At 49.1% G+C, this 17168-nt stretch carries 11 protein-coding genes; 2 read left to right on the top strand and 9 right to left on the bottom strand.

The genetic code is table 11. From position 1 onward, the window contains the following. Positions 1 to 105: 105 nt before the first annotated feature. On the top strand, positions 106 to 1422 hold the full coding sequence (locus IX315_RS04865; RefSeq protein ID WP_018359069.1) for a UDP-glucose dehydrogenase family protein: 1317 nt from the start codon (positions 106 to 108) through the stop codon (positions 1420 to 1422). A 1-nt stretch (position 1423) separates the two neighbouring features. Next, positions 1424 to 2242, top strand: a complete 819-nt coding sequence (locus IX315_RS04860; RefSeq protein WP_211837239.1) for an META domain-containing protein — start codon at positions 1424 to 1426, stop codon at positions 2240 to 2242. Here the strand turns inward: IX315_RS04860 and IX315_RS04855 are convergent. The 9 genes from IX315_RS04855 to IX315_RS04815 all read right to left on the bottom strand — a co-directional run bounded on the left by IX315_RS04855 (position 2196) and on the right by IX315_RS04815 (position 16750). Beyond that, entirely contained in the window at positions 2196 to 4148 is a 1953-nt protein-coding gene (locus IX315_RS04855; RefSeq protein WP_211636530.1) for a RecQ family ATP-dependent DNA helicase, read from the bottom strand. The two genes, IX315_RS04860 and IX315_RS04855, sit on opposite strands and share 47 nt — an antisense overlap. Continuing rightward, complete coding sequence (recJ, locus tag IX315_RS04850; protein ID WP_018359066.1) at positions 4126 to 5880, bottom strand: single-stranded-DNA-specific exonuclease RecJ; 1755 nt, start codon at positions 5878 to 5880, stop codon at positions 4126 to 4128. Before recJ ends, IX315_RS04855 begins: the two co-directional genes overlap by 23 nt. 345 nt (positions 5881 to 6225) lie before the next feature. Next, positions 6226 to 7725 carry a PepSY domain-containing protein gene (locus IX315_RS04845; protein WP_018359065.1) on the bottom strand — a complete coding sequence of 500 codons (1500 nt, stop codon included), beginning with the start codon at positions 7723 to 7725 and terminating at the stop codon, positions 6226 to 6228. A 32-nt stretch (positions 7726 to 7757) separates the two neighbouring features. Then, positions 7758 to 10172, bottom strand: coding sequence for a TonB-dependent receptor (locus IX315_RS04840; RefSeq protein WP_211837238.1), 2415 nt, complete (start codon positions 10170 to 10172; stop codon positions 7758 to 7760). 218 nt (positions 10173 to 10390) lie between these two features. After that, positions 10391 to 11140, bottom strand: a complete 750-nt coding sequence (locus IX315_RS04835; RefSeq protein ID WP_211638633.1) for a 3'-5' exonuclease — start codon at positions 11138 to 11140, stop codon at positions 10391 to 10393. Between the two features lie 23 nt (positions 11141 to 11163). Further along, on the bottom strand, positions 11164 to 12648 hold the full coding sequence (gene proS, locus IX315_RS04830) for a proline--tRNA ligase (RefSeq protein WP_018359267.1): 1485 nt from the start codon (positions 12646 to 12648) through the stop codon (positions 11164 to 11166). A gap of 104 nt (positions 12649 to 12752) precedes the next feature. Continuing rightward, complete coding sequence (locus IX315_RS04825) at positions 12753 to 13793, bottom strand: ribonucleotide-diphosphate reductase subunit beta (protein WP_018359266.1); 1041 nt, start codon at positions 13791 to 13793, stop codon at positions 12753 to 12755. Between the two features lie 31 nt (positions 13794 to 13824). Beyond that, on the bottom strand, positions 13825 to 16329 hold the full coding sequence (locus IX315_RS04820; protein WP_018359265.1) for a ribonucleoside-diphosphate reductase subunit alpha: 2505 nt from the start codon (positions 16327 to 16329) through the stop codon (positions 13825 to 13827). Between the two features lie 214 nt (positions 16330 to 16543). Continuing rightward, the gene (locus IX315_RS04815) at positions 16544 to 16750 is read right to left on the bottom strand and encodes a hypothetical protein (protein WP_211837237.1); all 207 of its coding nucleotides are present in this window, start codon (positions 16748 to 16750) and stop codon (positions 16544 to 16546) included. Between the last annotated feature and the right edge of the window lie 418 nt (positions 16751 to 17168).

The raw sequence follows: 17168 nt of genomic DNA, 5'->3' as shown, positions 1-17168 counted from the left end.
ATTCCAAACTACTTACCTTGCAAACTTAATCAAATTGTATCCTATCTACGTGCCTCTGTCTAATTTAGTATCTTTGTAGAAGAATCCAAAGAGATAATAATACGTATGAATATTGCGATTGTAGGCACTGGATATGTAGGGCTAGTAAGTGGTACTTGCTTTGCCGAAATGGGGGTAAGGGTCTACTGTGTGGACACTAATACTGAAAAGGTAGAGGCACTTAGGAGAGGGGTCATCCCTATCTATGAGCCAGGTTTGGAGGAGCTAGTACTAAAGAATACCGAGGAAGGACGCCTCTCTTTTCATACCTCATTGCCGGAGGTAATCAATCAGGTAGAGATGCTCTTTATAGCCGTGGGGACACCTACTGGCGAAGAGGGACAGGCCGACCTAAAGTATGTCTATGAGGTGGCTAGAGAGATAGGAGCTACTGCCAATAGGCACCTACTTGTAGTCACCAAGAGCACCGTGCCAGTGGGGACTACCGATAGGGTGGAGGCGATTATCCGTGAGGGTTATAAGGTGAGGGGGCTAGAAGAGCTGCCGCTTGATATGGCGAATAACCCAGAGTTCCTGAAGGAGGGAGCCGCCATTAAGGACTTTATGAGCCCCGACCGTGTAGTCGTTGGTTACAAGAGTGCTTATGCCGAGGAGCTGATGGGTAAGCTTTATCGCCCTTTCTTACTTAATAACTACCGTGTGATAGGGATGGATATTCGATCGTCCGAGCTCACCAAGTATGCTTCCAATGCTATGCTCGCTACGCGTATTAGTTTTATGAACGAGCTAGCCAATCTCGCCGAAGCGCTTGGCGCAGATATTTCTTTGGTAAGAGAGGGCATGGGGTCGGACAAACGCATAGGTAAGGCATTCCTCTACCCCGGCTGCGGCTATGGTGGTTCGTGTTTTCCTAAGGATGTACAGGCACTCGCGAGTACAGGGAGGGAGCATGGTGTGACGATGACTATTATAGAAGGGGTGCATAGAGCCAACGAACGTCAGAAGCTCCGCCCTTTCGATAAGCTCAAGGCGTATCTCGGAGACCTTAAGGGTAGGAAGATAGCTATATGGGGGCTAGCCTTCAAGCCCGAAACAGACGACATGCGACAGGCACCAGCAATAGAAGTGATTGCCCACCTCGTATTGGAGGGCGCAGAGGTATATGCCTTCGACCCTATTGCTATGGAAAATGCCGAACGTATCCTCCCTCAATCGGTGAAGTATGGCACTAATATCTATGATGTGGTAGAGGGCGCTGATGCGGTAGTATTGCTCACGGAGTGGAAACAGTTTAGGCTCCCCAATTGGTCTAAAGTAAAGGAACTAATGAGGGGTAATCTCGTGGTGGATGGTAGGAATATCTACCAGCCTTCAGAGCTAGAGGCTTTAGGATTTAGGTATACAGGTATTGGACGTAAGTGATATGAGGGAGATTGTTACACTGCTCGCTATAGTGCTCTTATTTGGTAGCTGTACCGATAAACATAGTGTGAAGGACCTTACTGGGGCGTGGAGTGTACAGGAAGCAAGTGGGTTTGGCATCAATAATCCTGAGGCTATTATTGCCATTGACCCCGAGGAGCGTCTGGCTTATGGTACATTAGGCTGCACTCCTTTCTCTGTATCTATTGATGTGGAGCCTGGTAAGCTTACTCTGGGAGAGATACTTACCCCTTTCGTTGTGTGCGATAGGGTGGAGGAGGAGTTGGTCATCAAGAATTCTCTGAATCGAGTTAAAGGTTTTGAGATCTCAAGTGACGGTACTCAGCTATCGCTCCTTACTGATGACGGCACCGTAGCGGTACGGCTCACGAGGGTCTCTAGCGAACTCTCTACTCCGCCAATCATCCAACCTGAGGCTGTGGAGTTAGAGCTCCCTTTTGTGGAGCCCCTGCCCGTTGATAGCCTAGCTGGTACATGGGAGGTGGTACGTATCGGGAATACCAATTATTGCAACAACCAGAGCACCCTCCCTTATGTCATCTTCGACATGACCAAGAAGGAGGTACTGGGGCACCTTGGGTGCAATGACTTTGGTGCCCAATTTGAGCTACGTGCACCCAACCTTATCCGATTCAAGGATATTTTCTCTACTAGGCAACTCTGCGAAGATATGAGCAAAGAGATTGCGATGTCCTTTGCTCTAAAGCAGGTAAACCACTACGGCGTATTGGAGAATGGCTTGGTGTGGTTGCTCAGAGAGGATGATACTCGGATCCTGTTGCTGCGCCGTAAAGAATAGCATCACCACTGAGCAGTAGGCGATGGTGCTCGGAGATTAGATAGTCCATAGCTTGCCGGACGAGCTCTTCGGAAAAGGAAAGGGCCGTTGCCACTTCTCCGATAGTTGTAGTTTGGTGCTCATGCAGATACTCTTCTACCTGGTCTATCTTACGATGTGATAGACCGGGTGGTTGTTTTTTTAGGCAGAGGTCGCAATACCCGCAGGGCAGAGGGTCGGGTTCGTCGAAGTAGCCAACTAAGTGCTTGGCTCGGCAGTCTGCCTGAGTAGCCATGTACTCTATCATGGCATCCACCCGCTTACGCGCCATTTGGTAACGGCTTCGATAAATACCGGCAGGAATCCTGAGGCGTTTAGCTGGGATGCGTTGCCTGAGATAGCAGATGTAGTTGCTCCTTTTCCCAGGGATGTAGTCAATAACATGCCAACGGCGTAGGTTCGTTAGTACTTGTACCAGTCCCTCTCGCCGCAATCCCAGAGCATTGCATATCTGCTGCTCGTCTATAAAAGCATACTCGGTGAATAGCCCTGGATACTTACGCATCAGGTACTCCAGCACATCATCGTAGACCTCCTCTTGGTCTGTGAATAGGGTATATAGGCTATTCCTATCGGTAGTAATCATAAGCCTACTCGCCATCTCGTGGTCTTCGAGGTACTCCATATAGCCCGAGAGTTGTAAGATAGATAGCGAAGCCGTTACCACGTGGCTTGGTACTCTGTAGCGCTTGCAGAAGTCGAAGAGGTCAAACTCATAGAGCGCACCCTCTCCACTCTCCTCGCCCAATTGGAAATAGGTGCCCAGAGTATCATAGACCTGTAGTACTACCTCCTCTGGCGGAAATGCTCGCTCTAGCATCCCGTACAGAAGCCTCTCGTCTTCCGACGGGGTATAAAGTACCACGGCAAAGGCGCGTTTATTGTCTCGTCCAGCTCGCCCCGCTTCTTGGTAGTAAAACTCAGGGGCAGGAGGTGCCATCGGATGGATAACGATGCGCACATCCTCCTTATTAATACCCATACCAAAAGCGTTCGTGCAGACCATTATTCGGGTTTGCCCAGCTTGCCAAGCATTCTGTTTCTGTGCCTTGACTTCCGTAGGCAGACCCGCATGGAAGTAGTCGCTACTCATGCCGAACTCCCTCAGGAGATCCGATATCTGCTTTGTCTTCTTGCGGCTTCGGACATACACCAGTGCGCTACCCTCCACATTCCCTAGGATGTGGACGAGTTCGCGTGGCTTATCGTAGGTCTCCCGTACTACGTAGGAGAGGTTTTTACGAGCAAAACTCTTCTTGAATAGCTTGCTTCCCTCCCTAAACTCCAAGCGCATCTGTATATCCTCCACTACCTGCGAGGTTGCAGTGGCAGTAAGTGCAAGGAGGGGCACCTCGGGGATACGGTGTCTGAACTCGCTTATCCTGAGGTAGTCTGGACGGAAGTCGTAACCCCATTGGCTAATACAGTGGGCTTCGTCTACCACCACAAAGGAGATATCCAATGAGCCAATACGATTGAGGAATAATTGGTTGGAGAGACGCTCCGGCGATACGTAGAGGATCTTATAATACCCATACGTACAATTGTCCATGATAGCTAGCATCTCGCCACGTCGTAGTCCACTGTGTAGGTAGCCAGCCCTAATATTGTGCTTTCTGAGGTTATCTACTTGGTCTTTCATTAGCGCCACAAGGGGCGATATCACTATCGTTACTCCCTCACAGAGCATAGCAGGAACCTGAAATGTCATGGACTTGCCTCCACCCGTTGGCATCAGTGCCAGTGTATCGTGCCCCTCTAGGATACTCCCAATCACCTCCGCCTGCATAGGTCGGAAGTGCTCATAGCCCCAGTACTCCTTTAGTACCTCCTCGGGTGTGGCGTTACTTGTTCGTAGGGGTCTCATATCCCTCTCTCCCCTCTATGTGGATATCTTGGATATTGAGCTGGATACCGTGCTTTCCTTGGCGGTAAAACTCCTCTACCGTGTAGAGGATATCAAAGGGCTTACCCTTGGCGATTAGTGGAAGAAGCTCCGCTTGGTTGTATGCCACAGCTTGGTAGATAGGCATCTCATTGGGCTTAGAAACCATTAGCCGGAGGTGGCTTTTCTTGTACCCCATCAGTCGTGGAGGGGTAACGCTCACCACGCCATTGGTGCACAGTAGTGGCTTCTCATTGCCCGGACCGAATGGTGCCATACGCTTAATCTGTCGCCTTAGCGTAGCCGAGATATCCTGCAGCTCTAGTTGCAAGTCTATCTCATGCTTCGGCATCAAGTCCTCTATGGTCAGCTCTCGGTCTGCCATCTCGGTAGAGTTTTTGATGAACTGGTGTAGGTGCTTCTTCTGAATCGTTAGCCCTGCTGCGTAGGGGTGCCCACCGAAGTTCTCGAGTATCTCCTTGCTTCCCTCCAATAGCTTGTGGATATCATAGCCCATCACACTTCGTGCCGAGCCATTGACCATATCCCCTTGTGTATCGGTGAGTACTATAGTCGGTCTATTGTACTTCTCCGAAAGTCGGGATGCTACGATACCTATCACGCCATTGTGCCACGAAGGGTCATACACAATGATAATCTTGCGATCTTGCATATCGGTGAAGCTCTCCACAATCTCATTGGCCTCCTGAGTGATAGAGTGGTCTATGAGTCGACGTTGATTATTGTACTCATCTATGTGGTGGCTCATCTCCTTCGCCTCCTTAGCATCACGCGTGAGTAGAAGGTCTACCGACTCTCTACCACTCTGCACACGACCAGAGGCATTGATGCGAGGACCAATCTTAAAGATAATGTCGGTCATATCCAGCTGCTTGCTCCCTAGTCCACTCACATTGATAATCCCCTTGAGCCCCACCGATGGGCGGTGGTTGAGCTGCTTGAGTCCAAAGTAGGCTAGGGTTCTATTCTCCCCCTCCAGAGGTACAAGATCTGCCGCTATACTTACTGCCACAAGGTCGAGCATCCCCTCCAGTACCCTAGAATCGCTGCCATTATTGTGCCCAAAGGCTTGAAGGAGCTTGTAGCCTACGCCACAGCCCGAGAGCTCTTTGAAAGGATAGGGTGAGCCAGGGAGTTTAGGATTAAGGTTAGCAACGGCTTCCGGCAGATCGCTATCTGGCACATGGTGGTCGCAGATGATAAAGTCTATCCCTAGGCTCTTGGCATAAGCCACCATATCATTCGCCTTTATGCCACAGTCGAGTGCGATAAAGAGGGTAAAGCCTTCTTTGTGCGCAAATTCTATAGCCTGCTTGGATATTCCGCTGCCCTCCTCGTAGCGATCAGGGATATAGTAGTCAATAGAGGCTGTGATGTATCGGAAGTACATGTATACGAGTGTTACGGCAGTGATACCGTCTACATCGTAGTCACCATATATTAGGATTTTCTCCTTATTGCCAATAGCCCTATTCAGCCTCGATACCGCCTTGTCCATATCCGGCATGAGGAATGGGTCGTGAAGGTCTTTGAGCGAAGGTTTTAGGTAGCGACTCAGAGCTTCGGAGTCTCTTACCCCTCGCTTCATAATCATTTCTGCCACTTGCGGCAATAGCTTAGCCTGAACTGCCAAATCCTTTGCCAGTCCCCTTTCATCCTCACTTAGAGGGTTGTATTTCCAATCAAGACCCATATCACACAAAGGTACACTTTTTTGCCGACACCGCATATATACAGAGCTGCATTGCGTGGGGGGTGAGAGTGGATAAGGGGGAGGGAGGAAACCTTATTTGCGTAGCCAATGATGCAAACATGCATTATACAGGTCTCCACCCTGTGCCTATTTAACACTGCCCCCTCTTGGGTCAATTGTCATACACCTATATCCCCCTTGATTGTCGTCCCTAATGCGTTGCATGTGGCTCGCCTGACTATGAATATTTATCTCTAGGAATAAATAAAATTATTCCTAGAGATAAATATTTTTATTTGTACAGAAAAATAAATTTATTCCTAGGAATAAATTTACCTACTTGCGCTAGTCGCAACGGGCGCTCGCCTGAGAGCGTTTTATTCGTCTTACAGACCGGAGTTTTCTGCTAAAGTAACGTACTCCGAGCCATACCCCTGTGCCACTCAATACCGTACCACCGAGTAGTAGAATCCAGATGAGCGCCTTTCGCACTGTATCATTATTGGAGAGGATGCCCCCCATCTTGAAGTTGTGGAGCTTAGGGAATATCCATCTCTCGCCTCGTGTGCTGAGGTTGGAGACCCTTATACCAGCGGTCTTGGGGTTAATGTATACGAGGTGTTGGTCTTCGTCCTGAAGTGTCACCTTGTAGGCAGGGAGATTCTGTTGTTTGCCTCTCCTAGAGTAGTTGGCATCGTACTTATCGATTACCTCTAGGGTGAAAGGACTATCAGTATGGCTGGATACATATTCCATAACCTCCTCTTCCGTAATATGGAGTGGCAGAGCTTGCCCACCCTCTATCATCAGTGGCTTCCTCTCGTCACTAAAGGCTACATCGTAGATATTTTTAGTTCCGAAGCGGGAGACCTCAATCTGCTTGATGCCTTCGGGGAAGGTGGTGAGGAGCAAATCCAAATCGCTCTTCAGAAGGCTGTCTACCACCACATCGGGCTGAGTGTAGAGCGCACCTATCAGGTCGGGATTAGCCTCTTTGCGCTTCAGCCCCTCGGGGAGATTGCCAAACGAAAGCGCCCCGGAGAGGAGGAAGGTAAAGGCGAAGAAACCGAAGAAAAAGCCTGCTATATGATGCCACTTTAGGCACTTGCTCTTGGTATAGGGTGAGGCAAACTTGTGCCTCTTGCGCCATACCTTGAGGTACATAGCACATCCGATGATGATACCTAGTAAGCACATGAGCGCTCCTATGCCAGCTATCCACTCTATGGCATGAATCCATGTGTCTCGGTGTTGTCTCAACTGCCATATATAGAGGTAATGAGGAATAGGTCCGAGGTATGCCCAAAAGCGCTCCATGCGTGTAGTGGACTGGAGTAGAGCGCCACTCTGGCTGGAGTAATGGAGAATAGTGCCTGCCTCGTCTGCGAGGTCGAAGCGGTAGATAGGTAAATCTTTCCGAAAGTGAGGGAGTGGTACGAAAGTCTCCAAGTGGTCAAGTACTCTTTCACTCTTGATTTCGGGGTACCATACTTTTGCCTTTTCTCTGGCTTCCTCTAGGGTAGTGTGCCCATCTATCTCCACTAGCGTTTTGGCATCGAGGAGCAAAGGATCACCCTCCTCGCTCCAGATACGGAACGAGGGGTGTCCATTGCTTACAGCCAAGGTCAATGAAGATACCTGACCTGGAAGCCTAGTGATGGAGTCTGTAATCTCGGCAGGCAAAGAGGTCATGTGGGGTAGCTCTTTATCGCCCACACGTGGATAATGCTGGTAGAGCATAACCATACCGCTGAGAAACCACATGAGCACGAATGCTGATAGTAGGGTGCCAAGGAATCGGTGCAACTCTAGCACCCACTTCCATATTAGTCGAGTTATCTTCATAAGGATAAATGTATTCTATTAATTGGGGGGTATTACCAAATCTTGTAATTGAGCATGAGCTTCACGCTACGAGGCTCAGCAGGGATAAGCTGAGTCCCCAATGCTTGTGCGTAGTATCTCTTGTCCAGTACATTATTCATCATAAGACCGATGGATAGACCTGTATCTGCTACGGTATATCTCGCACCGAGATTGAGTAGGAAGTAGGGGTCGAACGAGAGATTGGAACCGAAGTCACGGTACATCTTACCTGTGTAGGTGGTGCTGTAATTGAGGTTTAAGCCACTTAGAGCACCCTTTACAAAGGCGTAGCTACCATAACTAAAGAATGTGTGCTGCGGAATGTGGTTGAGGAGGTTGCCTTTGTCGGCTCCCTTCAAGCCCAATTCATTCTGTGCTACCTCTCCATATCTGGAGTGGTTATAGCCATAGCCAGCCGATAGAGATAGGTTGTGAAGCGGTGAGTAGGTGACTTCGGCTTCTACACCGGAAGATAATACAGAGCCACACTGTGCGGTAACAGATTTCTGTATCTCCTTACCTTTCTCATCTGTGCCTGGAACATAGCCGATGGTGCGTACGAGATTCTTCTGGAGGATATGGTAACCTGAGAGGCGACCCTCGAAGTTCTCATTGATTGTGAAGCTGGTACCTAGCTCTGCTTGATAACCTGTGGTGGGGTCAAAGATAGACTTTGAGAAGTCGGCAGTCTGCTGGTCGATAATCTTACCTTCCTTATTGATGTAAATTACCTTAGGGTTTGGCGTGCGAGAGCGACGGTCGGGGAGGAAGAAGTTAGCATAACTACCATACAGTGTGACGTCCTTGATAGGTTCGTATACCAAGCCAAAGCGATAGGTAAGAGCATTGTAAGTGAGGTTGTCTGCCACTTCTCCTCCCTTATACTCAGGCTTTCTATCCACAACCTCCAAGCCCTTGAAGTGACGGATAGAGTAGTTGTTGTAGCGTAGTGCTACGAAGGCTTTGAGTGTCTCGGTGAATTCCAGCATGTCTTGCATGAAGACGCCAATCACTTGTGTGTGAAACTTGGCGGCAGTACTGAGGCGTTGGTAGATAGGTCCGGCACTCTGTGGGTCGTACACATTGATGGGTGTATTTACGCCAGGACCGTAGACGTCATGGTCTCCGAAGGTATTGGGGCTATAGGGCTTATCCGATACGTTGTACCCCTGGAAGGAGTGGCGATCAAGGAAGGTATAGGATGCCCCTACCATAAATTTATTCTTGATGCTGCCTAGATTGAATCGTCCGTTGAGGTCGATATGGTTTTGGAAGGTCTTCGCCACGTGCTGAAAGCGGAGTGGGAAGTCGAGGACGATATGATCGAGATCGATATACTTTTTCTTGCCCTTCGAGGTATAGGAGTACTGGTATATAGGTTCGTCGCTAGTAGGATAGGAGAGGGACTCGGTAGAAAAGTAGTCTATGATGTCGTGGCTATACATCATCTTATTGGATAGTTTCCAGCCCTCTGCTATGTACCAGTTGTAGCGGAGATAGGCATTCCAGCCCTTATTCCACATGAAGTCGGTAGGGTTGTTGTACCGCCAAGTAGGGTTGAGCCCTCTGAGCATATCTCCCTTTTTGTATATCTCCTTACCTGTAGGCTCGTAGGTGATATCGCCAGGCATGGTGCGGGGCAGTCCGGCTTCGGTACCATAGAAATCGTGTACGTAGCTTAGCCTGAGGTCTAGGATGTGCTTTGCCGCTAGCTGAAAGGTGGTATTATTATAGAGCGAGAACCTGCGGTCTCCTGTGTGTCTCCACCTATCGCCCCATTCACGATTGACATTGAATAGGGTATTGATACCCTCGGTTACCTTGCCCCCAATGGTGCCCGCAATCTGGTGGGTATTCCACGATCCCGTAGCGAGTAAGAGCTCTAGTAGGGGTTCGTTCTTTGCCGCCTTTCGTACGATATTGATAGAACCACCTACAGAGGAGTGCCCACCGAGTACTGAAGAGGGACCTTTTACCACCTCGATGGACTCTACCATAGAGAGGTCGGGGAGTGGGAATGAGTTCCAGGTGGTACGCTCATCGCGCATGCCATCGACTTCGATAGGGGAGTAGTCGAATCCGCGTACACTCACTTGCTGGAAGGCACCGTAGGTGGTACGTGTATTGACACTAGGAGCGAAGCGTGTAGCTTCTTGGAAGTTGAAAATGCCTCTTAGCTTGAGTGGCTCTAGCCTGATATTGGAAATCGTTACGGGGATGTCCTTTAGTGCCACATCGAGTTTGCTCATCTTGGGTCGCCTATTGCCAGTTATGACTAAGGTGTTGAGCTTGTAGGTATTGCCCGAGATACTATCCGTATCAGAGCTCAGCACGCTCACTGGTTGCTGGTCGGCAAACCCCTTTTGTGGCGTTGCAAGAAAAGATAATGCACCCATAATGAGTGCGAATGCAGAGTGTTGTCTCATCTAATAATCAATATGTTAATGAATAATCGCTATTTATCCAACGTCTGTTCATCCTGCATAAAAGACCGTAGAGGCACAAGTAGGGAGGGTGGGATTTGGGGAAACTGAAATGGCTACTATACCGCTTACCGTATGTGCATGCGTCCTTTGTATGATGATAAATGCTGTTAAGCAATGCAAAGATAATAAGAAAACGGGAGTCCTTGTGCCACATGTGCCTACAATTGTTGGAGGGCGATGAGACAGTGACGGGTGAAGTAGGCGTTGCGGTAGGAGATAGGTCGGAGGGCGCGGAACTGTGCTTGGGTGAAGGAGGTAATGCTTGTGGTGAGTGCGCCTAGCGAGGGATAGTGCTCGAGGGGTAGATAGGTCATGGTACAGAAGGTGGAGTGGCTCCTGACTTGGGGCAGAGAATTAGGTGCTACTCGCTCGATGGTGCTTAAGATAATAGCGAGGTCAAACTCAGCATTGTGCATCACAATCGTGGTTTGAGGCAATAGGTCTGCGAGGAAGTACTCTACCAGCTGAGCTTCTGTTATGCCATGCCGCCTTAGGTCTTGCTCTGATAGACCATGCACCTCTTGTGCCTCCTGGCTGCCACTGTATGATTGGTACACTCGGTGTGTGCGTTTGCGGATGAGCTGGTATGCCTCATCTAGAAGCAGCCAAGTAGCCTCAACGATCAGGTCTTCGGCTCCACGTATCGTGCTTAGCCCTGTGGTCTGTAGGTCGAGAACCATCCACCTTGCCTTTGCTCCGGTGGGCGCATGGGGGATTGGGGGTACTACGATTGCTGCCTGCCTAGTCTGAGGGACTGCCTTATAGGTCTCTGTGGGTTTTGGTTTGAACTTTCGGGAGCTGGACTGGCGCAGTAAGAGGAAGAGGATATAAAGAGCTACCACCCCCAGCACTATCATCATGACGATGTTAGGTGCTAGGGGCGGTAGCTCATTTATAATGTATAGCATAATGCTACATATTGGGAGAGCTTTTAGTAAGCGCGTGCGAAGAGCACTCTGCGGGCTGAAGGCTTGCCGCTATACATGCAGGTGCCTGGCGTGGTATCGCCATCGGAAGGGATACAACGGATAGTTGCCTTGGTCTCTTCTTTTATGGCAGCCTCTGTCTCGGGGGTACCGTCCCAATGGGCGAGGATAAATCCGCCCTTCTCATCTAGTACTCTCTTGAACTCGTCGTAGGTGTCTACGATGGTGGTATGCTCGGCACGGTAGTCGAGTGCTTTCTGTAGGATGTTCTTCTGGATATCCTCGAGCAGCTGTGCCACATACTCTACGATGCCATCAAGCTCCTTAGTCTCCTTGGTGAGCGTATCTCTTCGGCTCACCTCTATAGTGCCATTCTCTAAGTCGCGACCACCCATAGCGAGGCGTACGGGTACACCCTTTAGCTCGTATTCAGCGAACTTCCAGCCTGGCTTCTTATTATCGGAGTCGTCGAGCTTTACGGAGACACCCTTTGCCTTGAGTCCATCCACGATTGGCTTGAGGGCTACACGAAGCTCCTCTAGCTGCTCCATAGACTTGTAGATAGGTACGATGACCACTTGGATAGGGGCTAACTTAGGAGGAAGTACTAGACCATTATCGTCGGAGTGGCTCATGATGAGGGCACCCATCAGACGGGTAGAAACACCCCAAGAGGTTGCCCATACGAGCTCTTCCTCGCCCTCCTTATTGGTGAAGGTAACACCGAAGGCCTTGGCAAAGTTCTGCCCCAAGAAGTGGGAAGTACCACTCTGTAGCGCCTTGCCGTCTTGCATCAGCGCCTCGATAGTATAGGTATCAATAGCGCCCGCAAAGCGTTCGGTCTCGCTCTTGTGTCCCACTATTACAGGCATAGCCATATACTGCTCTGCGAAGTCGCGGTATACTCCGATCATTCGCTCGGTCTCCTCACGCGCCTCTTCGCGTGTAGCGTGGGCGGTGTGTCCCTCTTGCCATAGGAATTCTGCCGTGCGGAGGAATAGGCGGGTGCGCATCTCCCAGCGGACAACATTAGCCCACTGATTGCATAGGATAGGGAGGTCTCTCCAAGACTGTATCCACCCCTTATAGGTATTCCAGATAATAGTCTCAGAAGTAGGGCGTACGATGAGTTCCTCCTCCAGCTTAGCCGCAGGGTCAACAACCACACCCGAACCATCGGGGTTATTCTTCAGGCGGTAGTGGGTCACCACTGCGCACTCCTTAGCAAAACCCTCTACGTGGTCTGCCTCCCTAGAGAGGAACGACTTCGGGATAAATAGCGGGAAGTAGGCATTGACATGTCCTGTCTCCTTAAACATGCCATCCAGTACCGCTTGCATCTTCTCCCATATCGCATAACCATAAGGCTTAATCACCATACAGCCACGTACCTCACTATTCTCAGCGAGGTCTGCCTTTACCACTAGCTCGTTATACCACTTAGAGTAGTCTTCGCTACGAGGTGTGAGGGCATCAGTCTTCTTTGCCATATTATCTATCTATATCGTCTAAAGTATTTTAATGCACAAAGATACCAAATACTCAGATATCAGGAGGGGTATACAATCCCAATTATCCCATTGTAATTGCGGTATTAAAGGTCGTCCTCTATGGAAGCGCTCTTGGCGTAAGCGCTAGGCTTGGCTTCGAAGAAGTCGGTTTTGATGAGATTGGAGTTGCTATACTGTGATACCCAATTCATACTTGCGGGCTCCTCCTCATGCCCTGGGAAAATTACGCCTAAGCCAAGGTTGGAGCTGCGAAGATTGGCTAGATACATGATGTAGTCGCTGACCATCTGAGTGGTGAGCCCTTCAATGTCGTCGCCGATGACGTATTTCCCCCAAGCGATCTCCTGCAGCGCTCCTTCCCTTATCATCTCTACGAACTCCGCTTCGCGCTCTGGGGTGAATAGCTCTGGGTGTTCGTTCTTAAGCTCGAGTATAATGGAGCGGAAGAGCCAAAGGTGGGTGTTCTCATCCCTATTGATATAGCGGATCTCCTGCACGGAGCCTGGCATCTTGCCCATACGCCCTAGGTTGTAGAAGAACATAAACCCAGAGTAGAAGTAAACCCCCTCCAAGATATAGTTAGCCACCATAGTACGGACTAGCTGTTCGGGCGTCTTGTGCAGCTGGAAGTCATTGTATATATCGCCAATGAACTTATTTCTCTTCAGGAGATGCTCATCGTCTCGCCATTGGTATAGGATAGACGTGCGCTCTTCAGGTGAACAGATGGAGTCTAGCATATAGCTGTAGCTCTGTGAGTGTACCGCCTCCTGAAAGGCCTGAATAGTAAGGCATAGATTTACCTCGTTGGCCGTAATATACTCTCCTACGTTGGGGAGGTTGGCCGTCTGTATACTATCTAGGAAGATCAGAAATGAGAGAATCTTGTCGTAGGCTGTCTTCTCGGCGTTGCTCAGGATACGGTAGTCTTTTACATCCTGCCCTAGGTTAATCTCCTCGGGAATCCAGAAGTTATTCATCGCTGTACGATACCAGTTGGATACCCAACTATACTTAATGTTGTTGAAGTCATTAAGGTTGGTGGTATTGCCATTGATCATCCTACGTTTCGATAGGTCTATATCGCCATGCTCATTGAAGAGCGCTTTCTTTTTTAGTTCCATGGGGAATGATTTGTATTTGATTGCGTAATACTTATGCAGAGCAAGTCTCGCACGCCTCTACTTCGAGTGCCAGACTGCGGATATAATAGAGTGTCTTTACCCCTTGGTGCCAAGCTCTGAGATAAAGGTCTCGTATGCCACCAAAGGTGATGTCTTGGGTAATATAGAGGTTGACACTTTGTGCCTGATCTAGATGACGCTGCCGTACTCCCGCTGCATCTACCACCCAATTTTGGTCTATCAGATGCGCCGTCTTATAGAGCCAATAGGTTTCGTCGGAGAGGTCGGGCGCCACACGCGGTACTATCGAGCCCTTCTTCTCCTCTAGGAAGAAGCGATTCATGATAGGATCAGTGCCCGCTGTCGTACCTGCAATGATTGAGGTCGAACTCGTTGGGGCTATAGCAAGTAGATAAGCGTTGCGCATACCCAGTTCAGCCACCTGTGCGGCTAGCTTTTGCCAACGCTCACTCGTGTAGTCGCGCTTCGTGAAGTATTCCCCCGTCTGCCAGTCACTCCCCTCGAAGCGAGCGTACTTCCCCTTCTCGGCAGCAAGGAGAGACGAAGCCTCGATAGCGTAGTAATTGATACGCTCATAGAGCTTATCCATAAAGTCGAGGTGCTCTTGGCTCTCCCAAGCGATGCCTCGCTTTGCAAGTAGGTGATGATATCCACTACTCCCCAAGCCGATAGGGCGCATCTTATGATTGGTTATCTCGGCATACGGAATGGGGTAGAAGTTGAGATCAATCACATTGTCTAGCGCACGCACAATGGTGTGCACCGTATCTCTCAGCTCTGTAGAGCTATCTGTGTCGATATTGCCCAGTACGAGCGAAGCCAGATTACATACCACGAAGTCGCCTGCGATAGTCTTCTCTACCACCACCTCTTCGCCATCCTCTAGCACCACTGTCTGTTGCTTCAGTCGGATTTCGCTCTGTGTTTGGGCAATCTCGGTACATAGGTTGGAGCAATAGATAACACCGCAATGACCGTTGGGGTTCATACGGTTCACCGTATCTCTATTGAAGATAAATGGTGTTCCAGTCTCCACCGCACTCTTTATGATAAGGCGGAGCATATCTTTGATGGCAATAGGGCGCTTGGCGAGCCGATTGTCTTGCAGACACTCTTGGTAACGTCGTGTCCACTCCTCTCCCCAGTAGTCCTCAAGGGCATACCCCTTTACGCTCAAGACTTCGTGCGGACAGAGCATGTGCCACGTGCCATTGGGGTCTGCTTCAAGCTGCTGCCAAAAGAAGTCGGGAACGCATACCCCAGGGAATACATCGTGCGCCTTCATGCGGTCGTCACCGTTATTGGTCCTGATCTGGAGGAATTCCGGCATATCACGATGCCATATATCTAGGTACAGTGCTACTGAGCCTTGTCGTACGCCCAATTGATCTACCGCAATAGCTGTATCGTTAGCCAGCTTCACCCATTTGAGTACGCCGCCAGCCACGCCCTTAAATCCGCGAATATCGCTTCCCACAGCACGCACCTTGCCAAGGTAAATACCCATACCGCCACCATACTTAGAGACCTGGGCAAAGTTGTCTATCGTACGGTAGATACCGATGAGGTTGTCCGGCATCACATCTATAAAACAACTCGAGAGCTGACTAAGAGGCTTGCGCGCATTACTCATCGTAGGCGTCGCCATAGTCACCTTTAGCTGCGAGAGGATATCGTAGATCTTGCTAGCCCATTGTACCTTGTTCTGCTCAGGTATGGCAAGGTGCATAGCGATACCCATAAACATCTCCTGAGGGCTCTCCAGTACTACGTGGTTGCCAGAGTGTATAAGGTAGCGTTTGGCTATTAGGTGCAGACTACTATAGGTAAGTAGATTATTGCGGCGGTTATCCATGATAGCTGCCAGATCATCTACTTCTTCCTTGGAATAGTGCTCCAAGATATACCGACCGTAAAGCCCCTCTTCGGTGAGGAACTTTATCTTGTCGTAAAAGGTGGAGATATGATATTTCGCCTCCACTTTCTCTAGTCCTTTGCGCAGCTCCAAGCCCAGCAGTCGAGCGGCAACGAACTCCCAATTGGGCGCCTCTCTAGTAATGAGTTCTACGGCAGCCTTGATAAGCATCTGCAAAGGGTCTGCCCCCTCCTTATGAAAGGCATAAAACTTGGCGTAGAGCAGGTCTAGCGCATAGGCCGCTCCTGTGTATTGCTCCTGAAGTTCCTTAAGAAGGGAGATTATCTCCTCATCTACAATGTACTTTCGGAATAGATTAATCACTTCGCGTGCTTCGCTATGCTTTGTCCTGTAGAGGATATAGGCTTTAGCCACCTTGTAGTAACCATTCGCCATTAGGCACGTTTCCACGATGTCTTGCACCGTCTCCACTTCAATAGCATCCGGGGTGCCAATCTCGGCGAGGATACTTTCGCATAAAGCGTTTAATTGGGAGTTGGTAATCCTTGTCTCTGTAGCCCTGAAAGCTCTGCTCAGGGCGTTCTTAATCTTAGCTACAGAGAACGTTTCAGCTTGCTTATTTCGTTTGATTATCTTCATCGGTCAGAAAAAGGGGATACATTCTACTTTATCCACAAAGGTACAGTAAACTTCTCTTTTTAGCTACTATTACTCCAAATAAAATTTCATAAATGTAAAAGTATGACACCTCCATTGTAGCACCCAAGGAGAATAACTTCATGGTATGGAAGGATAGAGACTACCGCCTTTAATCTCTATCCTTACTTCCTTTTCCGAGGGCTTCGATAGTGCCTCATACAGTCAACTGCTTCACTTCACCACCCTTCTCGAGCGTGTAGGAAACTATGTTGTCACCTGTGGTACGTATGCTCCCTTTCACATCGATAAGGTTTACCGAACCGCCCTCCTTGATACTTAGGGCATACGCAGGGAGTTGGACAATGACCCCCTTCACTAGCGAATTGCCAATAGAGCCATGGTTGACAATATCTTTCTCCACGGTAAGTGTGCCAATAGGCTTACTAATCTGGACGCCTACCGAGCCTTGACCAAAGGTCTCGATACTCTGGAAATGTATTTCGTCTACAGTGCCATCGTACTGATTGTAGCCTCTAGCACCCTCTCCATAGGTTTGGATAGGTGCATTTACGGTGTAGCTCTTTACGCTTCCAAAAATAATTTCAGCTTACTCATATATCTCTTTTCTTTTAACTTCAAAAAACATATAGTTGTTCTCATAAAAGTAAAGAAAGTAATAAAGCTCACCTAATAGAGATCATCGTATCTGAATGAATCTCTATTAGGCGAGCACTACTTTTGTCTCGCCTGAGCAACGAAATTTATTCCTAGGAATAAATTTATTTATCTGTACAAATAAAAATATTTATTCCTAGGAATAAATTTCGCTGATATAGGGT

Origin of the sequence: Porphyromonas levii, assembly GCF_018206105.1 — a bacterium.
Taxonomy (GTDB): domain Bacteria; phylum Bacteroidota; class Bacteroidia; order Bacteroidales; family Porphyromonadaceae; genus Porphyromonas_A; species Porphyromonas_A levii.
Note: the sequence above shows the minus strand (reverse complement) of the source record. Positions and strands in the feature narration are given on the sequence as shown.

Coding starts and splice junctions, on each gene's coding strand:
- IX315_RS04855 (WP_211636530.1), bottom strand. CDS start 4,148: ATGAGACCCCTACGAACAAGTAACGCCACACCCGAGGAGGTACTAAAG.
- proS (WP_018359267.1), bottom strand. CDS start 12,648: ATGGCAAAGAAGACTGATGCCCTCACACCTCGTAGCGAAGACTACTCT.
- recJ (WP_018359066.1), bottom strand. CDS start 5,880: ATGGGTCTTGATTGGAAATACAACCCTCTAAGTGAGGATGAAAGGGGA.
- IX315_RS04860 (WP_211837239.1), top strand. CDS start 1,424: ATGAGGGAGATTGTTACACTGCTCGCTATAGTGCTCTTATTTGGTAGC.
- IX315_RS04825 (WP_018359266.1), bottom strand. CDS start 13,793: ATGGAACTAAAAAAGAAAGCGCTCTTCAATGAGCATGGCGATATAGAC.
- IX315_RS04845 (WP_018359065.1), bottom strand. CDS start 7,725: ATGAAGATAACTCGACTAATATGGAAGTGGGTGCTAGAGTTGCACCGA.
- IX315_RS04840 (WP_211837238.1), bottom strand. CDS start 10,172: ATGAGACAACACTCTGCATTCGCACTCATTATGGGTGCATTATCTTTT.
- IX315_RS04865 (WP_018359069.1), top strand. CDS start 106: ATGAATATTGCGATTGTAGGCACTGGATATGTAGGGCTAGTAAGTGGT.
- IX315_RS04820 (WP_018359265.1), bottom strand. CDS start 16,329: ATGAAGATAATCAAACGAAATAAGCAAGCTGAAACGTTCTCTGTAGCT.
- IX315_RS04835 (WP_211638633.1), bottom strand. CDS start 11,140: ATGCTATACATTATAAATGAGCTACCGCCCCTAGCACCTAACATCGTC.